Below are 23,371 nucleotides of genomic sequence, written 5' to 3' on the forward strand. Positions count from 1 at the left end.
ACCATGCACCGCTTCACCTACCGACTCTCCGCGCTGGCCGCGGCCGCCTTGATGCTGCCCTGCCTGCCGCAGGCGCAGGAGGTCCGCCAACTCTCCCTGGCCAACGTCCCGCCGGACATGATCGACGCGGGGCCGCAAGCCGGCAAACCGGCCACGAACGACATCGACCTGGGACAGGATCTGTCTCCATCGGGTGCCAATCCGCAGCCTGGCTCATTCGGAGCCGACTCGTGAACGGGAGTGAGATAAAGGAAGAGAGGGAGGCGCGATAAATGGGATTTTGTGGTCCGCGGCCGGGATGTTGTGGGATTGATCTTCGCAAATCTCTTTCTCAAGGCGAAACAGGTAAGCGAAAGAAAAAAAGGCGCCCGATCGGCGCCTTTTTGCTGGCCGCTCGCCGGATCAGTCGGTGATGGTCATGCTACCGCCGATGAACTCCGCGTCCGCACGCAGCGAGTCGCGCAGCAGGTAGCCTTCCAGCTCCCAGAGCTTGGACCGCGCGGCGGCTCGCGCGTTGTCGGCTGCAATCTGCTCGCCGATGTCGCGTTTGAAGTTGGCGGCGCTGATGCAGGCGGAATGGCCGGTGGCCACCACGAAGCCATCCGGCAGTGCGGCCACGGCGACGGTCGTAGTGGTGCCCGGGAAGTGGTGCGAACGCACGACCAGGGAGGCATGCAGCGCGTCGATCTTGCCGGCTGCAATGCGTGGGGCGACGTCGGCCCCTGCCGACCGAATCTCGAGCTCGATCTCGTCGTCGCTCATGGGAGGCAACGAAGTTTCCGCGGTGGAACCCAAAGCCACCGGCAGGGATTGAGGCTGGCTGGCGTCTATCAACGCCTCGGCAGGCGTGTAAAGGCGCTCCGCCAGGCAAACCGCACGGGTCAGCTCGGGCGAGGCACCGCAGGCCTCGATGGCATAGATCAGATCGCTGATCTGTTGGAGGATGGGATGCTTGCTGATGTCGGGCATGGTTTTCAGTGTTTGACAGGTCGGGCCGCCTGCCGTCGGCTACTTGCTCAAGTCGTCCAGCCAGAGAGACAGGATGTCCAGCACCGCAGCCTCATCGTCCTCACCCAGGGTGCCGGAATCGGGATCGGCGAACAGCAGCCCGCGCCGGGGCATGTGCTCTGTTCCCCATTCGTGGAAAGCTGCATAGGGCTGGCCGAAGCCCACGCGCACACTGTTGGCGTCCGCTTCATGGCTCAAGCTCCCCAGCATGTCGCCATAGCGGTCAAGCAGGCGCCGGTTGCCGCCTTCCGGGTAGCTGGCCTGCGTGGAAGGAGCCCAAGGCGCCCAAGCCTGGCCGCGCGGGTCGGTGCGGGTCTCGAATCGGCTGCTCACCTGGCTCTCGAGCTCCATGCCGATGCTCTGCATCAGCGGCGTGAGGTCACCCAAGCGCTGATAGATCGCCCTCAGGTCGCTGCCAAATGCACCGTCGTCTGCAGAAACGATCAGCATGCTCAGTCCTCCGAGAAACCCGCGCGCCGCGCGGCATCGGCCAGGCGCGGATCAGCGCCCTGCAGCTTGCTGGCCACCAGCTGCTGCAGGGCCTGCTGCCGCGCCTGGCCCGGGTTGTAGGCGAACCCCGGATCGACGCCCAATGGCACCTGGGTTACCTCGCCCGTTCGCGGGTTAACGTAGTCCTGCAGCTCCACTTCCGGCGCCTGCTTGTTCAGGGGCTTGCGCACCAGCGAGGCGCCGGCATCCGTTTCCGCATCGGGGCGGCTCAGCGTGTAGCCCTTGTCGTAGTCCCGCTGGCTCATGGGCATGACCCTGCAGCGGCATCGCCAGCCATTGGGCGGCCAGTGCTGGCGCCAGAACGGATCGTCCACTGGCAGCACCAGGTTGTCCCAGGCCCGGTGGCTGGCGCGCACGCGTTCGTCCTGCCGCGTGATGTAACGCACGTAGGGGTGCGTACGTTTGGTGCGTTCCACTCGCTGCCACAGGCCGGTCGCGTAGGCCTGGCGCGTGTTGGTATCGAAGATCAGACGCAGGCGGGCCGAATCGAACTTGGTCAGCTTAATATCGCCATCCATCGGGTCGGTCACAGCCTTCACGCCCCACCAGCCAGCGTCCCTCAAGAGCTGCTCAGAATCCTTCATCCAGTCGGTTCGGCTCAGATCGCCCTGGACCGACTTGACGATGGCATCGTGCAGCGCCTGCAGCAGATCCAGCCGCGTGAGGCGCGATACCGTGAACTGGTGACCATGCTCATCCTGGAACACGTCCTGCCACGCATAGGTGCGGGTAAGCTGGCCGCGTGCCACCAGCCAAGACACAGCCTCCTGGGGAGACAGCTTTTGCAGTTGGGCGAAATCGGTAGCGGCTGACATGGGCTACTCGTTCGCAATGCCGGCATCGGCGGCCAGCCGTGCCGTAAACGCAGCCCGGGTCAGCGACGTGGCCAGCGGCCCGAGGTCCAGTTGGGCCAGCAGCTCGGGCAGGCGAGCGAGCAGCTCGGCCGCCGTCTGTCCCTGAGCGGCCGCGTCGGCCAGCAATTGCCGGATCGGGTCCACCATCGGGTCCATCACCGGCCGCCATTGCGCCTGCTCAGCGTCGATCAGTGCATCCAGCGCGTCGGGCTGAGCTGGCACAGTGGCGTTCTCGGCGAAGTTGGCCGCGCGCCGACCGGGATCGGCGACGACCGGCAAGGCTGGATCCAAAGCAAGGGCTGCTGCGGGAGCGGCGGGTGGCGGTGGTGCTTTCTTCTTCCAGCCCTCGCCGTATTTCGCCCGCACCGTGTCTTCGTCCATCTCGAAGCCCATGTCGTAAATCAGCTTGTCGCCTTCCGCCTGGGTCTTGGTGTCCTCTTCCTCCTTGATCTGGCGGTAGACATGGCATGGCGCCAGGCCGTTGTATTCGCAGATCCACGCGATCAGCGTTTCGTTGAGCGTCTCCGAGAGCAAGTCGCTGTCGGCCTGGGTCAGGTCCTGGCGCACGTCCTTGCGCTCCTTGCTGGCCGCCGCCAGCGCGCCGCCACCCGATCGGGCCGGCTCCTGGCCGGTCAGCACCTCGGAAATCCAGTCGTCCATGTACTCGCAAAGCTGCTGCTGCGTGGTCACATTACCCGACAGCTTGCTCTCCAGCAGGGATATCTCCATGCCATCGGGCGTCATCAGGTAGCCGTCGTTCGACATGGCGCGCAGCGCATCGGCCAGCGTGCCCTTTTCCTTGGGGCCCGCGTTGCGGGGATACTTGCCGTGCGGTGTGGGCGACCCGAAGCGATCGCACAGCTTGTTCCACGCCACGACGCCCTTGCGCTTGAAGAACACCGGCCAAAAGAGCTGCAGGCCTAGGCCCGTCCCGTAGGGGTTGTCATCTTCCGGATTGACCCGGTGGGCAATGAACTTGCGGTCAGGCACGGGAACGCCAGTCAGCATGTTCTCGCGGGTGAGCAACTGCAGGCGTGCGGGGCTGTGCTCATCGTCCTGCACATACACAAAGCGCCGCTGAGCCCTCTTGATAACGCGCGCAGGGACTACCAGGCCATCCCGGACGGTCCACACGATCTCAGCCACGGCAAACCCGGCCAGCAGCGCCTCCAACAGCTCGCCGCAAAGGCGATCGAAGGCAATGCCTTTCAGGATGGCGGTGAGCGTCCCCGCATCCTTAGTGCCCTTGCCATCGTTCTTGATGTGCTGGCGCTCGACTATGAAATTGAAGTGGCGACACTGGCGACCACACCGGGGGTCTATGCGTCTGGCCACGTCCTGGCCCTGGCAGGAGGCACGAAGTGGAGTTCGTCCACCGGCACGCCGGTCACCGATATCCGCGCAGCCGCCGACGTGGTGCGCAAGAAGATCGGTAAGCGCCCGAACCGCCTGACGCTGAGCGCGGATGCCCTCAGTGCTCTGTCCACCAATCCCGAGGTGAAGGGTTACCTGCCCAACTCCAACCTGGGTCCGGCCAGCATCGAACAGCTCAAGGTCATCCTCAACGTGGAGCAGATCATCGTGGGCGATGCCGTGTGAGCCGACTTCGCCCGCAAGCGCGCCGAGGAAGAGGCTGCGGCGACTCAGGCAGCCGCTGCCGACAGCAAGGCCAAGGCGGACGCTAAGCCCAAGAAGTAATTCCACAGCCATTGAATCCCAACACTGACAGGAGCCCATCACATGGCATCGCAGAACAATACTGGCCGCCAGTTCGACAAGCAGCACGCCGTCACGGTGGTGGCCACGGCCGCGCTGGCCGCCTACCGATTCTTTGCCTATGACGGGGGCTACCCCACCGCCGCGGGCGGCCCCAAGGACGTGCAAGGGGTGTCGGAGACCGCTGCCGAGGTCGGTGATGCCTTTAGCGGCGTCACCAGCTACAGCTATCTGGTCGAGGCTGGCGAGGCGATTGCCTTCGGCGCCTTGGTCAAGCCCGACCTGGTCGGCAAGGCCGTGGCCGGCTCTGCCGCCGATCACTGCGGCCGCGCATTGGGTGCGGCCACGCAAGCGGGCCAGCTGATCGAAGTGCAGCTCTACAAGCACGTCCACGCCTGATCGATCTCGCCCGCCACCATGCACTACGCCAGCGTCCAGGACATGATCGATCGCTTCGGGGAGCGCGAGCTCATCGAGCTTACCGATCCAGAGCTCACAGCCGTTCAAACGGCCAAGGCCGAACGCGCACTGGGCGATGCCCAGGCGCTGGCTGATGGCTTTGTCGGCCGCGTCTACCAGTTGCCCCTGGCCGGCTGCCGCAAGCCAGCACCGGTGCCGGGCAACCCTGGCGCGGTGGAGTTCGTGCCCCCGCCCCAGCTCACCCGCGTGGTGTGCGACGTGGCGCGCTACTACCTTTATGACGACCTGGCACCAGAGCATGAGGTCTACCTGCGCTACAAGGCGGCCGAGCGCGAGCTCGGGCAGATCGCCGAGGGCAAGTCCGTGCTCTCCTGTCCCTGGGGCGGCGCGCCTGGCACGTTGGTGGCCGGCGATGCACCAGGCGATGCGGAGGTGTTCTACGGCTTCAGCCCGCGCAGGATCACCGACGACAGCACGCGGGACTACGCATGAGCACGCAGGACCAGACCGTCGCCGAAGCCAACGATTTCATGGCCCTGGAGCCGCGCCTGGTCGAGCTGGTGCGCCAGGCCGTGGGGGGCATGAGCCCGGCCGTACACGTGCTCACGTCGGCAGAGATCGCCGACATCAAGGAAACAGCGCAGCGCACGCCGGCGGTGCATGTGATCTATGGCGGCTACCGAATCAGCGATGACATCGGCATCGCCTGGGAGCTCACGCACACCTGGTATGTGGTGGCCGCGGTCAAGAACGTGTCCACGGTGCGCAGCGGTGAGGCCGCGCGCAAAGGGGCGGGCGTGCTGGCGGCCCATGTCGTCGGCGCCCTGGCGGGCGCACAGGTGCAGGGTGCCACCAAGCCGCTCACCCTCATTTCCCCACCCCCTGCGCGCTACTCGGCCGGCTTCCAGTACCTCCCCTCGGCCATCTTGGCCACCACCGTTTTTCGCAAACCGCAATAGGAGCCAGCATGGCAGCCAACGAAATCATCAAGCGCACCTACGCCCCGAGCGGCCTGGTCGGCAAGATCTACGCATCGCCCTACGGCTCGGCCGCGGCGCTGATGCCGATCGGCAACGTTCTCGAAGCATCGACCGAGCAGGCCGAGTCGGTCGAGAAGCAAGACGACATGACAGCCGTGGGCGGCGGTGTGCACGCCGAGATCCGCCGCGTCACCGGCGTCACGTTCAAGGCCAAGCTCGCGGACCTGAACCTCGTGAACATGGCGCGTGCGGTGTTGGGCACGGTGAACCCACAGGATGCGGGCACCGTGGCCGACGTCCCCTATGTCGCCCGGCTCGGTGGCCTGATCCCGCTGCCCCACATCAACGTCAGCAGCCTGGTCCTCAAGAAGGGCTCGACCGTGGTCGCCTCGGCAGGCAACTTCGATCTGCTGCCCGAGGGCATCTGGATCCGTGCAGACGCCGCGGCCCTGACCGAAGCCGACGCCATCACCGTGAGCTACAGCTATGCGGACCAGGTGGTGATCGAAGCACTCACCAGCAAGGCATCGGAATTGACGCTGCGCTTCGGGGGACTCAACGAAGCCGACAGCGGCCGAGCGGTGGTGATGGATCTGTGGCGCGTGAGCCAGGGCGTGACCAAGCAGCTCACCCTGATCAAGAAGGGGTTCGGTGCGCTGGACATCGAAGGCGAAGTGCTCCAGGACCCCACCAAGAGCGGCGTGGGCATCAGCCGCTACATGCGCACGATCCACGTCTAGGACGTGGCGGCCTGGCTACTTGGCCTGGCCGAGAAAAAGCCGCAGGAGGCTCCAGGCCAGGTAGCCCACCAGGCCCAGCACCGCCACGGCGGCAACCACCATGCCTGCGCGCACGGACGCACCCGCGCCCACCAAGAAGGCGATGCAGAAGACGAAGGCGATCAAGCGCGGCATGCCCGCATTGTAGGAATCCACGGTGGACAAGCAAGCGAGATACGAGATCCGGGCCGATGTGAAGGGACGCGAGTCGATCCTGGGCCTGGCCGACGACCTCGAAGGCGTCTCCAAGGTCCTTTCCGAGGATCTGTCCAAGCAGGCCACCGCCACAGCTGCGCGCCTGCGTGAGCTGGCAGAGCAGGATGCCGCGATCAGCGCATTCAACCGGCTGCAGGCCGAGGCCCGCGAAGCCGGCCGCGCACTCAAGACCGCAGAGACGGAAGCCAGCAACTTCGGTAAGCAGGTCACGGCCATGGGGCCGCCCACAGCGCAAGAAGCGGCAGCGCTGCAGCGGTTGCAATCGGCGGCGGAAGCGGCGCGCACGACCTTCGGTCAGCAGCAGCAAGCACTTGCCGGTGCGCAGAGCGAACTGCAGCGCTACGGCATCGCGGGCCAGAACGCCCAGGCGGCCCAGCAGCGCCTGCGCCAGGAAGTGGCGCTGGTCCGCGACTCGGTGCAGGGCCTGGTGCCTGCATACCAGGGGGCGGCCACCGGAGCGCAGAACGCCGGCACCAGCATGGGCCGTTCGCACCGGGCGATCGGCGATGGCGTGGAGTCCATCAGCCAGCAGCTGTCCCGGCTGCAGAGCTTCTACGCTGGGTTCGCCGGCCTGCAGGGATTCAAAGTCATTGCCGCGGACCTGGCAAAGACAGCGGACGAGGTCAACAACCTGCAGGCACGCCTCAAGCTGGTCACGGGCGAGGGCGACAACTTCACGCGCAGTTGGCAGGGCGTTACCGAGGTGGCCTTGCGCACGCACAGCGCACTCGAAGAGACGGGCGTGCTGTTCAGCCGCCTCGCGCAGGCCGGCAAGGATGCCGGGCTCTCCACGGCCCAGGCGAGCGCTCAGAGCCTGGCGCTGACCGAGACGATCAACCAAGCCATCCAGCTGAGCGGCGCTGGCGCCCAAGCCTCCAGCGCCGCCATCACGCAGCTGGTGCAGGGTCTGCAAGGCGGCGCGCTGCGGGGCGACGAATTCAACTCCGTCATGGAGCAAAGCCCGCGCCTGGCGCGTGCCCTGGCCGATGGGCTGGGCGTCACCACCGGCGAGCTGCGCAAGATGGCCGAGGCCGGCCTGCTCACCAGCGACACCGTCATCAAGGCACTCAAGGGCCAGAGCCAGACGGTGGCCGGCGAATTCGCCAAGCTGCCGCCCACCGTGGGCCGCGCATTGCAGGATCTGTCCACGCAATGGACGCTGTACGTGGGCGAAACTGACAAGGCCACGGGCGCGAGCGCAGCTGCAGCGAAGGGCATCGAGGCGCTGGCAAGCAATTTACGAACCGTTGCAGGCTTGTTGATTGATGCTGGGCAGGCAGTGGCGGCGTTTAGTGCGTTGCGCCTAGCGCAGCATTTTTTGGGCATCGGCGCGGCAGCACAAGGGGTGGCGACTGCAACAGCAGCGAGCACTGCAGCCACTGCAGCAAACACCGCCGCCACAGCGCAAAACACTGTCGCCATCGCGACCAACGCGGCAACAAAAGTGGCCAATACGGCAGCGACGAGCGCCAATGCCACAGCCAATGCTGCTGCGGCTTTGAGTACGAACCGGTTTGCTGGTGCGTTCTCAGGGTTAGGCGCGCAGGTGCGCGCCGCCTCGGGGGCGGTATCTGCTGGCACGGGTGTCCTGGGGCGGTTCGCGGGGATGCTGGGTGGCCTGCCTACGTTTGCCTTGGTTGCCATAGCCGCCAACTTCAAAGACATCGGCACATGGATCGGCGAGAGCGCCGCCAAGCTGACAGGCTACAAGGACCGCACGGAGGAACTCGCCCGGGCGGAGAAGCTGCAGGCGGACATCGCCAAGGAGGCGGCTGCCGATCGGGAGCGTCTGGCGGTATCTATTCAGGTTGCGATTGATCGCACGTTTGATCTGTCGACGGCCGCGCGTACCAGCGTGACAGAGTTCGAAAAGCTAACCAAGGAAGGCAACAGCACCGCCGAGGCCTTGAAGAAGGCCACTGACTCGTTCGATCTGAACAAGGCGCAGGGCATTCGTGACTTCTCCGCGGCGCTCGAAAAGCTCTCTGCCGATGGAAAAATCACCGTAACGGAGTTGCAGGCCGCTTGGGCGCAGGCACTCAATGGCAAAGACCTTGCTGACTTCGAAATCAAGGCGAGGATGGCCTTTGGTGCCGCCCGAGCAGAGGCCGAGAAAGCTGCAGTTGCAGTGCAAGCTGCTATCGCACGAGGGGTAAACGGCGATGAGCTCACGGCTCTGAAGGCGAAGGCTGAGGCAACGTTTGCGGTCCTCACGCGAGAAAGCTCCCGCGCCGCGCAGTTGACGGACAGTCTGCTGCGAGAGGCCGTGCGCCGCACAGGTCTGGAATACGAACAGCTGCAGGGCAAGATCGGCTCGGTCTCTCGCAGTGCGATCAACGATGTAGAAGCCATCGTGAATGGGCTGGATAGCCTCAAGGCGCAGGGAGTGGATACCGGTCGGGTGCTGGTTGCAAGTCTGTCCAAAGCGATCGAAACGGCCGATGGTCAGGCCGCGATCGACAACCTGCGCGGTCGCATCGAGCAACTCCGCAAATTGCTCGGAGACAAGATCACCGACGGGCTGCTCGACCAGGCGCGGGAAAAAGCCAATGAGCTGAAAGATGCCATGGACAAGGCGACTCCGGCGATCAACAGCGTGCGAGAAGCAATGAAGCAGCTCGGCATCACGTCCGATGAGTCGCTAAAGAAGACCGCGGCGAATGCCAAGGAGGCCTACGACACGCTGACGGCCAGCGGCACGGCCAGCGCTCGCGAGCTCGGCGAAGGCTTCCGGAAAGCAGCCGAGGCGGCCATCGCTGCCAACAAAGGCATTGCACCCGCCTGGGTCGAGGGCCAGGCCGCCGTGCGTGGCTTCAAGGTGGTCACCGATGAAGCGGGGAAATCCTCGCTCGAGCTGGCCAATGCCGTTGACCGGTCAGCAGCCTCCATGCGGTCCGGGGTCAGTGCGGCCAGCGCGAACACGGCTGCCGTCAGAGACATGGGCAACGCCTACACGGATGCCGGCGCAAAGGCGCTGGCCGCACAGGGGCAGTTCCTCGCCGCAGCGGCGGCACAAAAGTCCGCTGATACATCGGCATCCAGTATTACCAACCGCCCCCAGTCCGAAAACCAGTTCGCCTGGACGCGCCTGGCGATCGTGGACTGGCTCAAGCAAGCCGGCCTGGACGACGAGACGGCCAAGCAGATATCCGGCGAGTTCGTGGACAACGAAGGCAACGTGCCGTACATCAACAACGGGGGGCAGATCAAGTACGCGGGCAGGAACAGCACGATGACCCAGGCCCTGTCGAAGGCCGCAGAGAAAAGCCTTTTCGCGTCCAAGCAATCGACGTCTCAGCCAACGACTCCGACGACCCCCACGACCCCGACCCCGACCACGCCTGGCGGCGGTGGAGGGGGTGGCGCAACCTACGTCAACAACATCACGATCAACGGCGCAGGCGACTGGGGCGTGGTCCGCGGCACCACGCGCCACGTCGATGCCCAAAGCGCGCAGACCGAGATCGATCTGCTGCGCGACCTCGCCCAGGCCAAGGGCGCCGCCATCTGAGGCAAGGCAACACCATGATCACCCTCACCTACAACGGCACCACGGCCCACATCAGCGATCGCCTGCAGTGGACCGACGAATTCGGCTGGAGCCCGGTCGACCAGGCCACGGCCTACAGCACCACCGGCGCGCTGCTGGTGGACGTCGCGCTCAAGCAAGCGGGCCGCCCCATCACCCTGGTCGGTACCGACACCGCCGCCTGGATCACCCGGGCGCTGTGCACCACGCTGCAGGCCTGGGCCCGATTGCCCGGCATCGAGCTCGATCTGGTACTGCGCGGCGACACCTACCGCGTGATGTTCGACCACGCGGGCGGAGGCTTTCAGGCCCAGCCGATCCACAAGCTCGAGGACGGCGAGATCACGCCCGAGCTGCTCTATCTCCCCACCTTCAAGCTCTTCGAGGTCTGATTTTTATGCCCATCCTGGACGGTGACATCCACCTTTTCGCAAGCCGCGTGATGGCCGACGTGCCGGAGGCCGGCGGCGGGCCGACCGGCACCGTGATCCCCTACGGCGGCTCCAACAACGTTTTCCCCGACGTCACGGAGACCGACCGCGCCGGCGGCAACGTGTCCATGCGGCAGCTGCACGTGGGCGTCCTCACCCCCAACACCGACGTGTACATGGGCAGCAACATCGTGCTGTCGCAGCTGCCCACCGATCCGCAGGTGAGCATCACGCTCGCCAAGTGCGGCCTGTTCGCCCGCCGCACCGAGATCGCCGCCGCGATCGCGGCCTATCTCATCGAAGGCACCCAGTGGTCGGGCTACCTCCTCGAGGACCACGTGGTCGGCATGCGGTCCATCCAGATCTTCCACCGCCCCGGCACGCCCGCGCCGGACATCGGCCGCACCCTGGTGCTGACCTACCAGGCGGGCACGCCCACCGAGCGGGTCCAGTTCGTGCGCGTGACGCGCACCGAGACCGAACAGCGCACCTACACCTACGGTTCCAGCGGCGGATTCGTCGACTATCAAGGCTCGGTCACCAAGGTGAACCTGACCGACGCACTGCGCTACGCCTTCCCCGGCTCACCGCCATCGCGCGACTACGCGCCTGCTGCTGGCAAGGCCGTGATCCGCGACACCACCGTGGCCGATGCGGCCGTGTACTACGGCGCCTCGCCCCTGGCCGCGCCCACGGCGCTGGGCGATTCGGTGCTGCGGGTGGCCAGCATTTACACCCAGCTGGTGCCCAGCTCGCGCACCGAGACCACGGCCCTGGATCAGCGCCCTGCAGCGGAGCGCACGATCGTGTTGGCAGACGCGCCGCGCCGCGTGGAGGTGGCCGTGGCCGCGCACACCCAGCGCACCAAGATCGGACAGAGCAATCGCGGATTCAGTTACGTGGCGATGCTCAAGCCGCTGCCCGAGCCCGGCACCGTGGTCATCAGCTACCGGGCCCTGGGCAACTGGTACACGCTCACCGACGACGGCACGGGCGTGCTGGCCGGCTCGGGATCCGGCCGGGTGATCTACGCCACCGGCAGCGTGGACATGACGCTGCTTGCGATGCCAGACGACGCGAGCAGCATCATCATCCAGTGGGCCGAGCGCGTGGGCTACAACAACCGCTCGGCCCAGGGCGCGCAGGTGCGGTCGCCGGAGTACTCGTGGACGCTGGCCCATCCGGGCGCGACCCCGGGCGCCGTCACCATCACCTGGCTGTCGGCAGGCCAGGTGCGCACCGCCACCGACAACGGCGCCGGCAAGTTCACGGGCGATGCGGCCGGCGAGATCGACTACCCCAGCTCCAGCATCTTCCTGCGCCCGCTGCAGATGATCGATGCCGGCGGATCGTTTGCCACGAGCTACACGGCGGCGGCGATGCAGGAGGAGGTCTTTACCGGGCCCGCCTTGGATCCGACCGGCTCGGCCACGATCACGCTGGCCCAGCAGCCGGTGGCCGGCAGCATCGAGGTGGCCTGGTCCACGGCGCAGGAGGTGAGCAGCACCAGCGGCGCCAAGCTCACCAGCGCCAGCACGTCCAAGGCGCCGGAGGCGATCACCGCCTTGAGCTGGATGGAGGAGCCACTCTGGGAGCGGTACGGCAACCTGGTCCCCGGCATGGCGGTCGAGCGCAAGGTCATCGACGGCCGGCCGTATGTCTCGGGCTTCCTCAACGTGATCGGAACGCTGACCACCACCAGCCGCTACAGCCGCACGTCGGGCAGCGACACCACGAACTCCAACCGCGTGATCACGCTGCACCGCGCCACCGATGACGGTGCGGGCGGCTTCGCGGCGGGCCTGGGCACCGTGGCCTATGCGGCCAAGACCGTGGTCCTCAAACTGGTCAGCTACAGCAAGACCACGGAGAGCTACAGCAGCGACTACGAGGACGCGCAGGAGTTCGACCGCGTGTCCAGCCAGTCATCGTCGGGCAGCAACTCGGCCAAGGGCGGCGAGTACAGCACCGCGGCCGTGGGCGAGCAGATGCTGGGCACGGTGATCGTGCGCTACAAGGTCGCGCCCCTCGCGCCCAACGCCTACGAAGAAGAGTTCGCGCCGCCCGAAGTGGTGATCGACCTGTGCCGCTACACCACGGATCGCATCGTGCCAGGCAGTGTGCGGTTCACCTGGATGGGCCAGAGCTACGACGACTTCGAGGGCATCCTCTACCGCGGCCGCACCAATGCTGCGCCCGGCGTCGTGAGCGGCACCGTGGACTATGGTCGGGGCCTGGCGCGCATGACGGACTACGTGGTGGCGGGCGCACCGACCGCCTTCGCGCTTGCCAGCCTGTGGACCCAGCGCAGCGCCTGGAACACGGCAAGCGTGTTTTTTCGGACGCAGAGCGCGCCCATCAAGCCCGGCGGCCTGGTGCTCACGCTGCTGGACCTGCAGGGCAATGCGCTCACGGCCACGGCGGGCCTGGATGGCAACTTCACGGGCGAGCACATGCGCGGTCGCATGGACTACGAGGCCGGCGTGGGCGAGTTGCAGTTCGGTGACTTCGTGGTCGATGCGGACCTCACGCCCGCGCAGCAGGCCGAGTGGTGGTATCGCGCGGCCGACGTGGGCGCGGTCGAGGCCGGCAAGATCTGGCGCCCCTGGCCCGTGGACCCGACCACCTTGCGTTACAACAGCGTCGCGTATTTCTATTTGCCCCTGGACGCGGACATCCTGGGCCTCGATCCCGTGCGCCTCCCGCCCGATGGCCGGGTGCCGATCTACCGGGTGGGAAGCTACCTGGTGGTGGGCCACACCGGCACCGTGCCCGCGGCCACGTACGCGGCGGGACAGACGGTCTCCGCGGCCCGCACGCGGCTGTCGCGCGTGCACCTGGTCGGCGCCGACGGCAAGCTGATCCAGGCCGGATGGACGGCGGATCTGGACGCCGGCACCGTGCAGATCGTGGACCCGGCCACCTGGGTGCAGCCGGTGCGCGTGCTGCACCGCATCGAGCAGATGGTCCGCGCGGCCGACGTGCAGATCGACGGCACGATCAAGCTCACGCAGCAACTGTCGCACGCGTTTCCGGCCGGGACCGTGGTGTCCTCGGCCCTCATGTCCGGCAACCTGGCCGCCCGCGCGCTGCCGGTGTGGGACCAGCTCAACTGGGATGGTGTGACTTGGCTCGATGCGGTCGGGCCCGCCGGTCCGGCACCGGCCACGTACAACGACGGCGCCTTCCCGGTGCAGGTGACCAATGCCGGCGCGCTGACCGAGCGCTTCGCGCTGCGCGTGCTGACCGGCAGCACGGACGTCGAGGTGATCGGCGAGCACGTGGGCAACGTCGGCACCTACAGCCGCAACACGGACATCGTGCCCATCAATCCCATCTCCGGCGCGCCGTACTTCGTCCTCAAGGCGGCGGGCTAGGGCAACGGCTGGGCGGCGGGCAACGTCCTGTTCCTGCCCACCGTGGGCGCGTACTACCCGTTTGCCGCCATCCGAGCGGTGCAGCCGGGCGTGGCGAGCGCCATCGACTACTCGTTTGAGCTGCTGCCCCGCGGCAACGTCGACCGTCCGCCCTCGGCCTGAGCCCTTCCCATCACCACTAGACACCCAGGATCCACATGAGTACTTCCATCAAAGTTTTCGAGTCCAGCCAGGCCGGCGCGCCGGTGCTGTCCGGCACGGCCGGCGCGCTGCGTGCAGTGCTCAAAGCCTGCCTCGTGGACGGCTTCGGCGCCGGCGCCGTGGCGTCGCTCACCGTCACCGCCGGCGTAGCCACGGCCGTCTACGCCTCGGGCCATCCCTATCGCGTGGGCTCGGTTGCCCTGTTCGCCGGCGCGACAGGCGATGGCCTCAACGGCGAGCGCCGCATCCTCACGGTGGCGGCCGACCGCGTCACCTTCGCGGCCCCCGATGCGGCGGCCGGCGCGGCAGCGGGCAGCATCACGAGCCGCATGGCTCCGGCGGGCTGGCAGGAGCTGTATGCCGGACAGGCCGACAACGTGATCGCCCTCAAGCCCGCGGCCGTCGAGGCGACGGGTTGCGTGCTGCGGGTCGATGACACGGGCACCACGAATGCCCGCGTGCGCGGCTACGAGTCGATGAGCGATATCGGCACGGGCCTGGGCGCGATCCCGCTCGATGCGCAGGTGGCCGAGGGCCTGTACTGGCCCAAGAGCGGCGCGGCCAGCACCGCCGCGCGCCCGTGGATCGTGGTGGCCGACGAGCGCGGCCTGTACCTGGCCGTGAGCCCGCAGGGCATCGACCGCTACACCTTGCTGTACGCGGGCGATATCGCCAGCGTCAAAAGCGGCGATGCCTACGGCTGGCTGGTGAGTGGCAACCAGTCCGACCAGGTGGCGCAGACCACCACGCCAGACGGCTGCTGCGGCTACAGCCACCGCAGCGCGCGCGGCGGGGTCTACCTCGCCCGGGCCCACACGGGGGTCGGCCAGGCAATCGCCGCGCAGCGCATCGGCGCGCACCACACGGGCACCGTGGCGGACGTGTATGCCGGCGTGGCGGGCTATGCCTGGGGCGCCTACCCCAATTCGCCCAACAACGGGCTGCTCACGGGCCTGGTGGAGGTGGTGGGCCAGGGGGTGCGCGGCACGCTGCCGGGCCTGCTGCACCCGATCCAGGACATGGGCGGGGCCTTCGCCACGCGCGGCACCGTCGTGGGCACGCAGGACTATGCGGGCCGCACGCTGATGGCGGTGCGCGTGGGCTCGCCGGTGGCCGGCGCCGAGGCGAGCGGCACCGTGTTCTTGGACCTGTCCGGCCCCTGGAGCCGCTGATGGCCGCGGCACGCTACTGGCGCCTGGTCGCCGTGCGGCCCTGGGGCCTGGGGGCGCTCTCGATCAGCGAGGTGGCGCTGTACAACGGCGCGGGGCGCGCTGACCTGTCGGCCACGCTCACCAGCCGCATGGCGCCGGTGGCTGGTGCGGTGGCGGCGCTGCAAGACGGCAGCGCGGCCACGGCGGTGACCTGGTCGGCGGAGCAGGTGGCTGCGCCTGGCTGGGCACTGGTGTGGGACTTCGGCAGCGCGGTGGACATCCTGTATCTGGCGATCGGCGGCGGTTCTGACCAGGCCCGCTATCCGTGCGATCTGCGCCTGGAATCCTCGGCCGATGGCCGGGCGTGGACGGTCGTGGGTGAGGCCAGTGGGCTGCTGTTCCCTGGAGCGTACACGCTGGGGTCGGTAGACGATCTGCGCCAGCACGTGTTCGCGATGGATTTCAACGGGCCGGCGATCACGGACGCATACGGTCATGCAGTCACCGTGTACGGCGGCGCGCACATCGAGGCCACGGCGCCGCTGCAGGACGGCACGTCCTACTTGGCCCTGTCCGGAGGGGATGACTACCTCGAGATCGCCAACAGTCCCGACCTGCATCTGGGCAACGACTACGAGATCGGTTTCGACCTGTTCATCCCCAGCGCCGCGGGCGAGGTCCTGGGGGCGATTTGGCACCATGGCTTCTACGACACCAACTCGCTGAGCTGGACGTCGCCAGGGCTATCGATCCGCGTGCTGCCGGGATATCTGCGCTTTTACTTCTGGGTGCAGACCAATCCAACAGATCAGTTCGTGGATGCCACCTACACCGCCGATGTCGCGCAGCGCTGGCGGATGGTGCGCTCGGGCACCAATGGCGCCATCTACCGAGATGGCGTGCAGGTGGCCTCGCGCAGCGGCCTTGGCACCTTGCCGGCTCCCACCCTGCCGTTGCAGATCGGTCGATGGGCGTTTAGTGCCGGTACACCGACGCTCAATGCCCGGGTGGACAACCTGTATGCCGACAGCGGCGTTCGGATCGCGCGCACCGGGGCATTGCGCGCCGTGCCGGTACAGGGATCCAGAGCCCAACTGCTCACGGCCAGCCCTGTGGCCGCGTTCAGCGCTGGGGCGCCCGCCGCCGCCGCGATCGCGCGCGATATGGAGTTCGGCGGGGCCGGGCGCATCTGGGGCACTACCAAGGTCAAGGGCGCGAGCAATCTGCCCACCCGGGCGCGTGTGGTGCTGCTGCGCCAGCGGGACAAGCTGCTGGCCCGGGAGACCTGGAGCGATGCCGCGACCGGGGCGTTCGAGTTCAGGGGCATTGACATGGCCCACCAGTGGCTGGTGCTGGCGGAGGACCAGGCCGGCAACTACCGGCCCGTCGCGGCCAACCGTCTGGAGGCCCAGCCATGAGCACCTGGCGCATCGGCCCCGAGGTCGCTTTCGCGCAGCTGGAAGCCACGATCGCGCGCGCGGACGCCGGCAGCGGCCGGGCCCGTGTGCGGCTGCACACCACCGCCCGGCCGACCACGATTGCCGGGGCCGCGGGCGGCACGCCCCAGGCCGAGATCGTGCTCGCCAAGCCCTGCGCATCGATCGTCAACGGCGCCCTGGTCTGGCATGCCGAGGACGCGGGCGGGGCGCTGGTGATGGTGGCGGGCGTGCCGCGCTGGGGCGTGTGGATCGGCGCCTCGGGCATTGTGGTCAGCGAGGGCAGCGTGACGGATGCCGACCACGTGGGCGACTTCCGGGTGGTTGGCGGCACCACGCCCGAGGGCGACGACAGCCCGCTGCTGCTGGCCGGCGGGCTGGTGGTGCTGGCCGCCTCGGCGTTGACGTAAGGCCGGGCATGGCGGGCGATCTGGATCTGATCTTCGGCCAAGCGGCCAACCCGGCCGGGTCGCCTGTCGAGATCGTCTTCGGCGACGATGGCGGCGGCGGCACGGGCGAGGCCGTCGAGCTGCAAGCAGCCGGGTCGATCACGGGCCTGCGTGCGCCGATCCTGCTGCGCTCGGGGGTTCGCGCCATCGCCGCAGGGCAGATCACCGGCCTGCGGCTGGTGGCCGCGGCCCAGTACGACGTCAATGTGACCCGGCCGGTGGTGGGCACGGTCGCCCAGCGCTGGCAGGATGCGGTGCGACGCGGCGTGCCGGCGCGCGAGCACTACCAGGCGGCGCTGCCCCTGCAGGCGGGCATCCGCGAGCACTGGCAGGACGCGCGCGCCCTGGGTGCGGCGATCCTGGCGCGCTACGAGGCCGCCGCCATGCGGAGCGCTGCCGTCCGGCAAGGCTGGCAGGAGGCGGCGAGGCTCTCCGGGCCCGGCGTGTGCCAAGCGTTCGAAGAGGCCCTTCCGCTGCGCCATGCGATCGCCCAGCACTGGCAGGACGCTGCACGCCGCTCCATGAGTCGGGTGCAGCGGTTTCAGGAGGCGCTGCCGCTGCGCCGTGTGATCGCCCAGCACTGGCAGGAGGGACTGCGTGTCTCGGCCGTGGTAGCCGACAGCATGGGCATCGCGGTGGCGCGATCGCGCGCCTGGCGCAACCACTACCAAGAAGCCTGGGTGCCCCGCCCGGGGGTGTCCACGCCCACGCAGCCGCCCCAGCCCGATCCGTGCTACGTGCCCGAGGTGCCGGTGCACCTGGTGTTCGATGCGCTTGCCGACCACGGTGTGCCGGCGCATCTGGTGTTCATTTGCGAGGGACATGGCACGGATCCAGAGCCCGGCGCCACTGTCATCGTCCCCGTTCGGAGAACCTATATCGTGATCAACAACATTACGCTGCATCGCGTCGACACGGGTGCCGAGCTGCGCGCCCACAGTTTCAGCATGTCGCTGGATCACCAGAGCTGGACCTGGTCGTGGTCGGCCTCACTGCACCAGGATGCGGCGGCCCACCTGGGGCGTGATGGCCAGGGCGATCCGGCCGAGCTCGAGGTGGTGATCAATGGCGTGCCGTTTCGGCTGCGGCTGGAGCGCATCACCCGGGATCGGCGCTTCCTGCCCCAGGTCCGCTGGTCGGTCTCCGGCAAGGGCAAGGCGTCGATCCTGGGCGCTCCCTATGCCCCGACGCAGTCGTTCAGCCTGGCGGTGCCGCGCACAGCCCAGCAGCTGGCGGCCGATGTGCTCACGGTCAACGGGGTGGGCATGGGCTGGGCCCTGGACTGGCAGATCGTGGACTGGCTGGTGCCGGCGGGCGCCTGGGCGCTGCAGGGCACCTACATCGACGCGATCAACGACATCGCCACGGCCGCGGGCGGCTATGTGCAGCCGCACCCGACAGATCCGGTGCTGCGGGTGCTGCCGCGCTACCCTGCGGCGCCCTGGGCCTGGGGCAGCATCACCCCGGACTTCGAGATCCCGGGCGCTGCCGCCGAGGTGGTGGGCACCGAGTATGTGGACCGGCCGGGTTACAACCGGGTGTTCCTGGGCGGTGTGGGTGCCGGCGTTTTCGGGCCTTTCAGCCGGGCCGGGACCGCAGGCAATGTGCTGGCGCCCCAGGTCAACCACGCGCTGATCACGCACGCCGACGTCCACCGCGCCCGCGGCATCGCCGAGCTGTCGGACACCGGCCGGCAGGAGCACGTCACCTTGCGCATGCAGGTGCTGCCCGAGACCGGGGTGATCGTGCCGGGGCAATTCGTGCGCCACGTGGGCGATCAGACGGTGATGGGCATTGTGCGGAGCACGTCCATCGAGTGGAGCCGCCCCACGCTGCGCCAAACCCTATCGATCGAAACCCATGCGTAACGCCTACCGAGAGTTCATGGACCTGATGCCGCCCCGTCCGCTGCAGGTGGGCCAGGTCACTGCCGTCGTGGCGGGTGTGGCCACCGTGGCCATGCCTGGCGGGCGCGTGCTGCAGGCGCGTGGCGAAGTCCAGGCGGGGCAGCGGGTTTTCGTGCGCGACGGGGTGATCGAAGGGCCTGCGCCGAACCTCACCTATGTAGAGGGCGAGGCTTAGACCGTGGAGCCGCCCAGCGGGAGGGTAGCGAGCCGGTAGTCAGCCTGGGCTACCGCTTCGGCCTCCATCAATGCCGCATTGAGGTCAGGCGCGAGGCTGCGAAACGGCTCCCAACGCGCCAACTCCCAGTTTGGCCCCCCCAGGAAGTCAGGGCGCTCCAAGATAAAAATCGCGTCGCTAACCTCAGAGAGATGGCCCTCGGTGCGGCCGTCCTCGCGGAGTAGGTCGATGAGCTTGTAGCGCAGCGCTTCTTTGGACAGGATCGTGGACATGGTGCCTTCCTTGGATTGAGAAGGCTCCATCATGCTTTGTCAGGGGTGCAATTCTTTTGCACTCCGCGCAAACTACAGTGCTTGCATTTATCTCACCGCTGAATCGCAATTTATCGCGCCGCGCTTCACTGAGCTACCTGCCGGATGCAACGCCCCAGGAGCCCAACCCCACCATGGTCTCGCGCAACGGCGGCACGGGCTCGGGCTACGACGCGGCGATGAAGGATGCGTCGGACGGCACCATGAGCACGGCAGGCAACCTCTCCCAGGTGCCGGCCTGGTGGTTCTCCACCATGGCCATCTCCTCGGGTATCAACCGCGCCGTGCGCGCCGGCGTGCGATCGAGCGACCGGCAGATTCGCATGGTCGAGGACATGGCCCGCAACGCGACCATCCAGGACCCGCGCGTGCTCAACGCCATCCAGCGCTTCTACAGCGAGTGCTTCATCCCGGCCAGAAGCCGCTACCTGGCCGCCGCCAGCGGCGCCCTGTCGCCGACGGGGCAGAGCCTGGTGGCGGTGGACAACAAGGAATACGGCCCCACGGACGTGGACTGGATCGGCAGCCAGCTGTTTCGCACGGAGCCGGGCTACTACGCCGACATGCGTTCCTACAACCCGGTGCCGGATTTCCCGGTGGATTTCTCCCGGGACATCGACTACTACAACCCGGCCAGCGGCATCGCCCCGCCCCACTCCGGCGTGGTCAATCCCGAGTGGGGCCGCCCAACATGCAAGCAGTGGTGGGAGGATGGCACCCACGGGGTGCGCGAGAAGATGGTGGGCCACGCCGGCAGCTTCGGCAAACTCGTGGAGGTGGCCGGCACTGCCATGAACTGGAGCAGCATGGACCAGGCCAAGGATGCTTTTGCGCGCTTGGCGCAGAAGCGGGCCAACCCCCAGTTCGTGGACCCCGATCGCATCATGGGCACCGACTACGACACGGTGACCTCGTTCAGCCGGACCGTCGTGGGCGCGGCCACGGTACTCGGCGTGGGCTGGGAAGCCACCCTGGCCAGCCTGTCGATGCAGCCGCTCATCACGGGCCTGCCGATGATCCAGGCGCTGGTTCTCATGTCGATCTACATGTTCCTGCCGCTGATCACCTTCCTGAGCGGCTACGACTTGCGCGTGCTGTTCTACGGGGCGGTGGCAATCTTCACCGTGAAACTGTGGGCCACCATGTGGTTCATCGCCCAGTGGATCGATGCCCGGCTCATCGACGCGATGTACCCCGGAGCGCAGGGCAACATCTTCGTGCAGGAAATCTCACAGCTTGCCGGGTCCATGGCCTCATCGGGTTACAAGCGGATGATCCTCAATATCCTGATGATGGCCCTGTTCATTGGCTTACCCATGGTTTGGACCGGAATGATGAGTTGGGTTGGAATAAACTTGGGTCAGCAACTGGGAGACTTTATGAAAAACGCCGACGGATTGGCAAGAAACAGTGCCGGAAAAACCGTGGGCCCAGTAAAAGCCGTAGGCAAAGGAATAACTAAACTCTAAGAAATTATTTTCGCCTTCCGTAATACGCTTCCCAATCAGAATGCGTGGTATTCGTTATGTCGGGAACGCCAAAATAATCAACACCGCTATAAGAGGTGTATGCCTCATCCTCTTTTTTTTCATCAAAATCCGGTGCCGTGGAAAGTATGAATAGGAAAATCTTTCCCATCACTGCCAAGGTGCCGAGGAGGAAAGCGCCGATCTTGAAGGAGTTCATTGGCCTAGCGCCTACCGTGAAGCTGCCTGCGGCAGCGGCTTCACGGGCCTGCGACTCCACCGAGCGAATGAGTGGCCTGAATACCCCGATGAACTCCTTCAGGGAATCTCTCACCCAGAGCGCTAGGATGACGCAAACCCGTAGCAGGAATTTGCTGCCATGAAAGAGCAGTCGCCAGAAATAGTGGTTCGTTTTTGTTTGCATGGCCTGAAGGCTCCCTTGTTATTTGTGCCAGCGATCATCGACAGGCGCTGTTTGTGTGTCAATGCTGTGAGGACGCACGGCTTGTAACTTTCTGCTGAAACCTACATTCGTGCCGGTCTAATGGGCGATCAGTGGCACATCGATCCCGGATGCGGTCACCAAAAATCCGGCAGATGTCGCCGCGATAGTGATCGCCACACCCAGGAACGCTTCGACCTGCCGGACGTCGATGCCCAACGCCCTGCAGCCGGCGGCGTGTTTGGCCAGCAGCTGCCGCATCTGCATTGGGTTCAGGACCAGCCGGACGGGTGGTGATTGGCCTGTCCGCGTTTGTCGGTAGATGGCGCTGACGATGGTTTCATAGAGATGCCCAATGCCATCGCCTTCCACAGAATACGTCGACACAGCTACGCTCTTCGTGCGAGCGCCTTTTCTATCTTCTTGTCAGTGCTGTATTGGCTCAACGCATACACAGCCCAGATGGTTGCTGGAAGCCAACCAATCAGCGTGATCTGGAGGATCAGGCAAATGATCCCGGCAATCGGTCTTCCGATGGTGAAGAACGTCAGCCAAGGCAGGAATAAGGCTATCAGCAGTCGCATTTTTCAATTCCCTTTCATTACTTCGTTATTAATTATTACTACGGGTTCAATATGCTTCGGAATTACTTCCTGAGCAAATACCCTATGATGCCGCCGGTCGCTGCGGAAAGCACGGACATCGCCCACTTCTTTTCCTCGGCCGTGGCAGTGGATGACGATAGCGTGCTGTAGCACAACATCACGAGCAACACCACGAATCCAACCGCTACGACAAAAAGAGCAACATCCTTGAACAAGCGGACACGGCGCTCGCCGTCCGTTTCCTCGCGTTCGACCGAGACACTGAATTTGTGATTCGGTGGCTGTGAGTTGAGATTGATCGTACTCACAACCCCACGATCTCCGTTTGCAACTTCTCGGTCTTGGGCTCGACGAGCCCGAGCTTCAGGCCACGCTGCTTGCCCTCGCGCGCTGTAAGGAACAGTTGCAACGCTTTGCGAAGAATTTCGCTCTTGTTGGTTTCCGTCTCCTGCGCGGCACGGTCGATCTCACGGTTGAGGTCATCGGACAGGACGACATTGAAGCGAACGCTCATGTGTGTACTCCTTAAAAATGGGTCACGGATGCGTCTTTTATACACTCTTTTAACGCATTGGGTGAGGCCAATTTTGTATTCACAATACAATTCACCATGGCAACACCATCTTCCGTGCATACCCCGACGCAACAGACCTATTCCGAACTGCAGCAGGCGTATAGCCACTTCAATGAGACGCTCTTTGGTGGCTCGTTACCAGGTTGCCTCATCACGCTGCAGCGCGAGAAGCGCACGTGCGGCTACTTTTCGGCCCAGCGCTTCGCCAACCTGGAGGGCGGCATGACGGACGAGATCGCGATGAATCCTGCCTACTTCGCCGTGGTGCCTGTGGTGGAAACGATGCAGACCCTTGCCCATGAGATGTGCCACCTGTGGCAATCGCACTTCGGAAAGCCAGGGCGTGGTCGATACCACAACGAGGAGTGGGCATCGAAGATGGAGGCCATCGGCCTGATGCCCTCCTCCACTGGCCAGCCAGGAGGCAAGCGCACGGGAGACATGATGGCGGACTACGCCATCGAAGGCGGGCCATTCCTTAGTCCGCCCTGAACAATCTGCAAGCCCTTGATCTGACACGTAGTTCTGCTGATGGATGGGCGCAGGATTTGCAAGGTATGGTTGTTCCAGTACCTGTTTTCTTGCAAATTTCTCCGAGGAGTTCCATGGGTCCGAAGCCTTCGCTGCCTCAGTCCGGTGAGTTGTTTCGCCCACGGCTGGACGAGCAGCTCAACATGAAGCACCCGCTGGTCCGTTTGGCTGCGCTGATCGACTGGGCCGAGATCGAGCGCACGTTCGTGGTCTCGTTCACTTCCTGGCGGGGCCGGCCCGCATTGCCACCTCGTCTGATCGCCGGGTTGCTGTACCTGCAGCACACCTTCGATGCCTCCGACG

At 66.0% G+C, this 23,371-nt stretch carries 26 protein-coding genes and 1 pseudogene; 16 read left to right on the forward strand and 11 right to left on the reverse strand.

Features of this window, described 5'->3' with window-relative positions; all coding sequences use genetic code 11:
* Nucleotides 1-3 precede the first annotated feature (3 nt).
* On the forward strand, nt 4-234 hold the full coding sequence (locus BLT03_RS22315) for a hypothetical protein (RefSeq protein ID WP_139160498.1): 231 nt from the start codon (nt 4-6) through the stop codon (nt 232-234).
* A gap of 168 nt (nt 235-402) precedes the next feature.
* Here the strand turns inward: BLT03_RS22315 and BLT03_RS24730 are convergent, their stop codons facing one another.
* The 4 genes from BLT03_RS24730 to BLT03_RS24945 are packed head-to-tail and all read right to left on the reverse strand — an operon-like array spanning nt 403 to nt 4,109.
* Nucleotides 403-969 carry a Gp49 family protein gene (locus tag BLT03_RS24730; RefSeq protein ID WP_217640197.1) on the reverse strand — a complete coding sequence of 189 codons (567 nt, stop codon included), beginning with the start codon at nt 967-969 and terminating at the stop codon, nt 403-405.
* A 39-nt stretch (nt 970-1,008) separates the two neighbouring features.
* The gene (locus tag BLT03_RS22325) at nt 1,009-1,458 is read right to left on the reverse strand and encodes a phage virion morphogenesis protein (protein ID WP_092745976.1); all 450 of its coding nucleotides are present in this window, start codon (nt 1,456-1,458) and stop codon (nt 1,009-1,011) included.
* Nucleotides 1,459-1,460: 2 nt separating this feature from the next.
* On the reverse strand, nt 1,461-2,333 hold the full coding sequence (locus tag BLT03_RS22330) for a phage head morphogenesis protein (RefSeq protein WP_092745977.1): 873 nt from the start codon (nt 2,331-2,333) through the stop codon (nt 1,461-1,463).
* Between the two features lie 3 nt (nt 2,334-2,336).
* A complete protein-coding gene (locus BLT03_RS24945; RefSeq protein WP_353615288.1) occupies nt 2,337-4,109 on the reverse strand; it encodes a DUF935 domain-containing protein in 1,773 nt (590 codons plus the stop codon).
* Between the two features lie 3 nt (nt 4,110-4,112).
* Here BLT03_RS24945 and BLT03_RS22340 point away from each other — a divergent pair, with 3 nt between their 5' ends.
* Genes BLT03_RS22340 through BLT03_RS22355 form a run of 4 tightly spaced genes read left to right on the forward strand, consistent with a single transcriptional unit; the run spans nt 4,113 to nt 6,228 of the window.
* A complete protein-coding gene (locus BLT03_RS22340; RefSeq protein ID WP_092745978.1) occupies nt 4,113-4,487 on the forward strand; it encodes a capsid cement protein in 375 nt (124 codons plus the stop codon).
* Nucleotides 4,488-4,505: 18 nt separating this feature from the next.
* A complete protein-coding gene (locus BLT03_RS22345; protein WP_092745979.1) occupies nt 4,506-5,000 on the forward strand; it encodes a gp436 family protein in 495 nt (164 codons plus the stop codon).
* Nucleotides 4,997-5,467, forward strand: a complete 471-nt coding sequence (locus BLT03_RS22350) for a phage tail terminator protein (RefSeq protein ID WP_092745980.1) — start codon at nt 4,997-4,999, stop codon at nt 5,465-5,467. The genes BLT03_RS22345 and BLT03_RS22350 overlap by 4 nt, the downstream gene beginning before the upstream one ends.
* 8 nt (nt 5,468-5,475) lie before the next feature.
* Nucleotides 5,476-6,228 carry a phage tail tube protein gene (locus BLT03_RS22355; protein ID WP_092745981.1) on the forward strand — a complete coding sequence of 251 codons (753 nt, stop codon included), beginning with the start codon at nt 5,476-5,478 and terminating at the stop codon, nt 6,226-6,228.
* A gap of 15 nt (nt 6,229-6,243) precedes the next feature.
* On the opposite strand, the gene BLT03_RS24605 is transcribed toward BLT03_RS22355, so the two are convergent.
* On the reverse strand, nt 6,244-6,402 hold the full coding sequence (locus tag BLT03_RS24605) for a hypothetical protein (protein ID WP_175537840.1): 159 nt from the start codon (nt 6,400-6,402) through the stop codon (nt 6,244-6,246).
* A gap of 22 nt (nt 6,403-6,424) precedes the next feature.
* Between BLT03_RS24605 and BLT03_RS22365 the strand changes: the two genes are divergently transcribed.
* The 8 genes from BLT03_RS22365 (at nt 6,425) to BLT03_RS22400 (ending at nt 19,139) form a co-directional block, all read left to right on the forward strand.
* The gene (locus BLT03_RS22365; protein WP_092745983.1) at nt 6,425-9,994 is read left to right on the forward strand and encodes a tape measure protein; all 3,570 of its coding nucleotides are present in this window, start codon (nt 6,425-6,427) and stop codon (nt 9,992-9,994) included.
* A gap of 14 nt (nt 9,995-10,008) precedes the next feature.
* Complete coding sequence (locus BLT03_RS22370) at nt 10,009-10,404, forward strand: hypothetical protein (RefSeq protein WP_092745984.1); 396 nt, start codon at nt 10,009-10,011, stop codon at nt 10,402-10,404.
* A gap of 5 nt (nt 10,405-10,409) precedes the next feature.
* Complete coding sequence (locus BLT03_RS22375) at nt 10,410-13,820, forward strand: hypothetical protein (RefSeq protein ID WP_245711524.1); 3,411 nt, start codon at nt 10,410-10,412, stop codon at nt 13,818-13,820.
* 197 nt (nt 13,821-14,017) lie between these two features.
* On the forward strand, nt 14,018-15,193 hold the full coding sequence (locus BLT03_RS22380; protein WP_092745985.1) for a hypothetical protein: 1,176 nt from the start codon (nt 14,018-14,020) through the stop codon (nt 15,191-15,193).
* Nucleotides 15,193-16,590, forward strand: coding sequence for a LamG-like jellyroll fold domain-containing protein (locus BLT03_RS24610; protein WP_175537841.1), 1,398 nt, complete (start codon nt 15,193-15,195; stop codon nt 16,588-16,590). Before BLT03_RS22380 ends, BLT03_RS24610 begins: the two co-directional genes overlap by 1 nt.
* Nucleotides 16,587-17,018, forward strand: a complete 432-nt coding sequence (locus BLT03_RS22390; RefSeq protein ID WP_092745986.1) for a hypothetical protein — start codon at nt 16,587-16,589, stop codon at nt 17,016-17,018. The genes BLT03_RS24610 and BLT03_RS22390 overlap by 4 nt, the downstream gene beginning before the upstream one ends.
* A gap of 8 nt (nt 17,019-17,026) precedes the next feature.
* Nucleotides 17,027-18,925 (forward strand): hypothetical protein, encoded by a 1,899-nt coding sequence (locus BLT03_RS22395; protein WP_092745987.1) that lies wholly within the window; start codon nt 17,027-17,029, stop codon nt 18,923-18,925.
* The gene (locus BLT03_RS22400) at nt 18,918-19,139 is read left to right on the forward strand and encodes a hypothetical protein (RefSeq protein ID WP_092745988.1); all 222 of its coding nucleotides are present in this window, start codon (nt 18,918-18,920) and stop codon (nt 19,137-19,139) included. Before BLT03_RS22395 ends, BLT03_RS22400 begins: the two co-directional genes overlap by 8 nt.
* On the opposite strand, the gene BLT03_RS22405 is transcribed toward BLT03_RS22400, so the two are convergent.
* Entirely contained in the window at nt 19,136-19,411 is a 276-nt protein-coding gene (locus BLT03_RS22405) for a hypothetical protein (protein WP_092745989.1), read from the reverse strand. The genes BLT03_RS22400 and BLT03_RS22405 overlap by 4 nt on opposite strands.
* Before the next feature lie 173 nt (nt 19,412-19,584).
* On the opposite strand from BLT03_RS22405, the gene BLT03_RS22410 reads away from it, so the two are divergent.
* Entirely contained in the window at nt 19,585-20,919 is a 1,335-nt protein-coding gene (locus BLT03_RS22410; protein ID WP_139160499.1) for a conjugal transfer protein TraG N-terminal domain-containing protein, read from the forward strand.
* Nucleotides 20,920-20,923: 4 nt separating this feature from the next.
* Here the strand turns inward: BLT03_RS22410 and BLT03_RS22415 are convergent, their stop codons facing one another.
* The 5 genes from BLT03_RS22415 to BLT03_RS22430 all read right to left on the reverse strand — a co-directional run bounded on the left by BLT03_RS22415 (nt 20,924) and on the right by BLT03_RS22430 (nt 22,477).
* Nucleotides 20,924-21,340 carry a hypothetical protein gene (locus BLT03_RS22415; protein ID WP_092745991.1) on the reverse strand — a complete coding sequence of 139 codons (417 nt, stop codon included), beginning with the start codon at nt 21,338-21,340 and terminating at the stop codon, nt 20,924-20,926.
* Nucleotides 21,341-21,457: 117 nt separating this feature from the next.
* The gene (locus tag BLT03_RS24215; RefSeq protein ID WP_139160500.1) at nt 21,458-21,745 is read right to left on the reverse strand and encodes a hypothetical protein; all 288 of its coding nucleotides are present in this window, start codon (nt 21,743-21,745) and stop codon (nt 21,458-21,460) included.
* Nucleotides 21,746-21,747: 2 nt separating this feature from the next.
* Nucleotides 21,748-21,942: a YqaE/Pmp3 family membrane protein gene (locus BLT03_RS22420; protein ID WP_092745992.1), complete on the reverse strand. Its 195-nt coding sequence runs from the start codon at nt 21,940-21,942 to the stop codon at nt 21,748-21,750.
* Nucleotides 21,943-22,004: 62 nt separating this feature from the next.
* Nucleotides 22,005-22,271: a hypothetical protein gene (locus BLT03_RS22425; protein ID WP_092745993.1), complete on the reverse strand. Its 267-nt coding sequence runs from the start codon at nt 22,269-22,271 to the stop codon at nt 22,005-22,007.
* Entirely contained in the window at nt 22,268-22,477 is a 210-nt protein-coding gene (locus BLT03_RS22430) for a ribbon-helix-helix protein, CopG family (protein WP_092745994.1), read from the reverse strand. Before BLT03_RS22430 ends, BLT03_RS22425 begins: the two co-directional genes overlap by 4 nt.
* Before the next feature lie 96 nt (nt 22,478-22,573).
* Here BLT03_RS22430 and BLT03_RS22435 point away from each other — a divergent pair.
* A pseudogene (locus BLT03_RS22435) lies at nt 22,574-23,020 on the forward strand (SprT-like domain-containing protein); the annotation flags it as partial.
* A gap of 122 nt (nt 23,021-23,142) precedes the next feature.
* The coding region (locus BLT03_RS22440) for a transposase (RefSeq protein WP_491907766.1) at nt 23,143-23,371 on the forward strand (229 nt) is incomplete at its 3' end.

Source organism: Paracidovorax valerianellae, assembly GCF_900102625.1.
Taxonomy (GTDB): Bacteria; Pseudomonadota; Gammaproteobacteria; order Burkholderiales; family Burkholderiaceae_C; genus Paracidovorax; species Paracidovorax valerianellae.

What these genes read in the sequence shown, in the direction of transcription:
- BLT03_RS22340 (WP_092745978.1), top strand. Translation starts at nt 4,113, where the DNA reads ATGGCATCGCAGAACAATACTGGCCGCCAGTTCGACAAGCAGCACGCC.
- BLT03_RS22420 (WP_092745992.1), bottom strand. Translation starts at nt 21,942, where the DNA reads ATGCGACTGCTGATAGCCTTATTCCTGCCTTGGCTGACGTTCTTCACC.
- BLT03_RS22415 (WP_092745991.1), bottom strand. Translation starts at nt 21,340, where the DNA reads ATGCAAACAAAAACGAACCACTATTTCTGGCGACTGCTCTTTCATGGC.
- BLT03_RS22330 (WP_092745977.1), bottom strand. Translation starts at nt 2,333, where the DNA reads ATGTCAGCCGCTACCGATTTCGCCCAACTGCAAAAGCTGTCTCCCCAG.
- BLT03_RS22430 (WP_092745994.1), bottom strand. Translation starts at nt 22,477, where the DNA reads ATGAGCGTTCGCTTCAATGTCGTCCTGTCCGATGACCTCAACCGTGAG.
- BLT03_RS22375 (WP_245711524.1), top strand. Translation starts at nt 10,410, where the DNA reads ATGCCCATCCTGGACGGTGACATCCACCTTTTCGCAAGCCGCGTGATG.
- BLT03_RS24605 (WP_175537840.1), bottom strand. Translation starts at nt 6,402, where the DNA reads ATGCCGCGCTTGATCGCCTTCGTCTTCTGCATCGCCTTCTTGGTGGGC.
- BLT03_RS22315 (WP_139160498.1), top strand. Translation starts at nt 4, where the DNA reads ATGCACCGCTTCACCTACCGACTCTCCGCGCTGGCCGCGGCCGCCTTG.
- BLT03_RS22350 (WP_092745980.1), top strand. Translation starts at nt 4,997, where the DNA reads ATGAGCACGCAGGACCAGACCGTCGCCGAAGCCAACGATTTCATGGCC.
- BLT03_RS22345 (WP_092745979.1), top strand. Translation starts at nt 4,506, where the DNA reads ATGCACTACGCCAGCGTCCAGGACATGATCGATCGCTTCGGGGAGCGC.
- BLT03_RS22390 (WP_092745986.1), top strand. Translation starts at nt 16,587, where the DNA reads ATGAGCACCTGGCGCATCGGCCCCGAGGTCGCTTTCGCGCAGCTGGAA.
- BLT03_RS22325 (WP_092745976.1), bottom strand. Translation starts at nt 1,458, where the DNA reads ATGCTGATCGTTTCTGCAGACGACGGTGCATTTGGCAGCGACCTGAGG.
- BLT03_RS22370 (WP_092745984.1), top strand. Translation starts at nt 10,009, where the DNA reads ATGATCACCCTCACCTACAACGGCACCACGGCCCACATCAGCGATCGC.
- BLT03_RS22380 (WP_092745985.1), top strand. Translation starts at nt 14,018, where the DNA reads ATGAGTACTTCCATCAAAGTTTTCGAGTCCAGCCAGGCCGGCGCGCCG.
- BLT03_RS22355 (WP_092745981.1), top strand. Translation starts at nt 5,476, where the DNA reads ATGGCAGCCAACGAAATCATCAAGCGCACCTACGCCCCGAGCGGCCTG.
- BLT03_RS22395 (WP_092745987.1), top strand. Translation starts at nt 17,027, where the DNA reads ATGGCGGGCGATCTGGATCTGATCTTCGGCCAAGCGGCCAACCCGGCC.
- BLT03_RS22400 (WP_092745988.1), top strand. Translation starts at nt 18,918, where the DNA reads ATGCGTAACGCCTACCGAGAGTTCATGGACCTGATGCCGCCCCGTCCG.
- BLT03_RS22410 (WP_139160499.1), top strand. Translation starts at nt 19,585, where the DNA reads ATGGTCTCGCGCAACGGCGGCACGGGCTCGGGCTACGACGCGGCGATG.
- BLT03_RS24730 (WP_217640197.1), bottom strand. Translation starts at nt 969, where the DNA reads ATGCCCGACATCAGCAAGCATCCCATCCTCCAACAGATCAGCGATCTG.
- BLT03_RS22405 (WP_092745989.1), bottom strand. Translation starts at nt 19,411, where the DNA reads ATGTCCACGATCCTGTCCAAAGAAGCGCTGCGCTACAAGCTCATCGAC.
- BLT03_RS24945 (WP_353615288.1), bottom strand. Translation starts at nt 4,109, where the DNA reads ATGGGCTCCTGTCAGTGTTGGGATTCAATGGCTGTGGAATTACTTCTT.
- BLT03_RS24610 (WP_175537841.1), top strand. Translation starts at nt 15,193, where the DNA reads ATGGCCGCGGCACGCTACTGGCGCCTGGTCGCCGTGCGGCCCTGGGGC.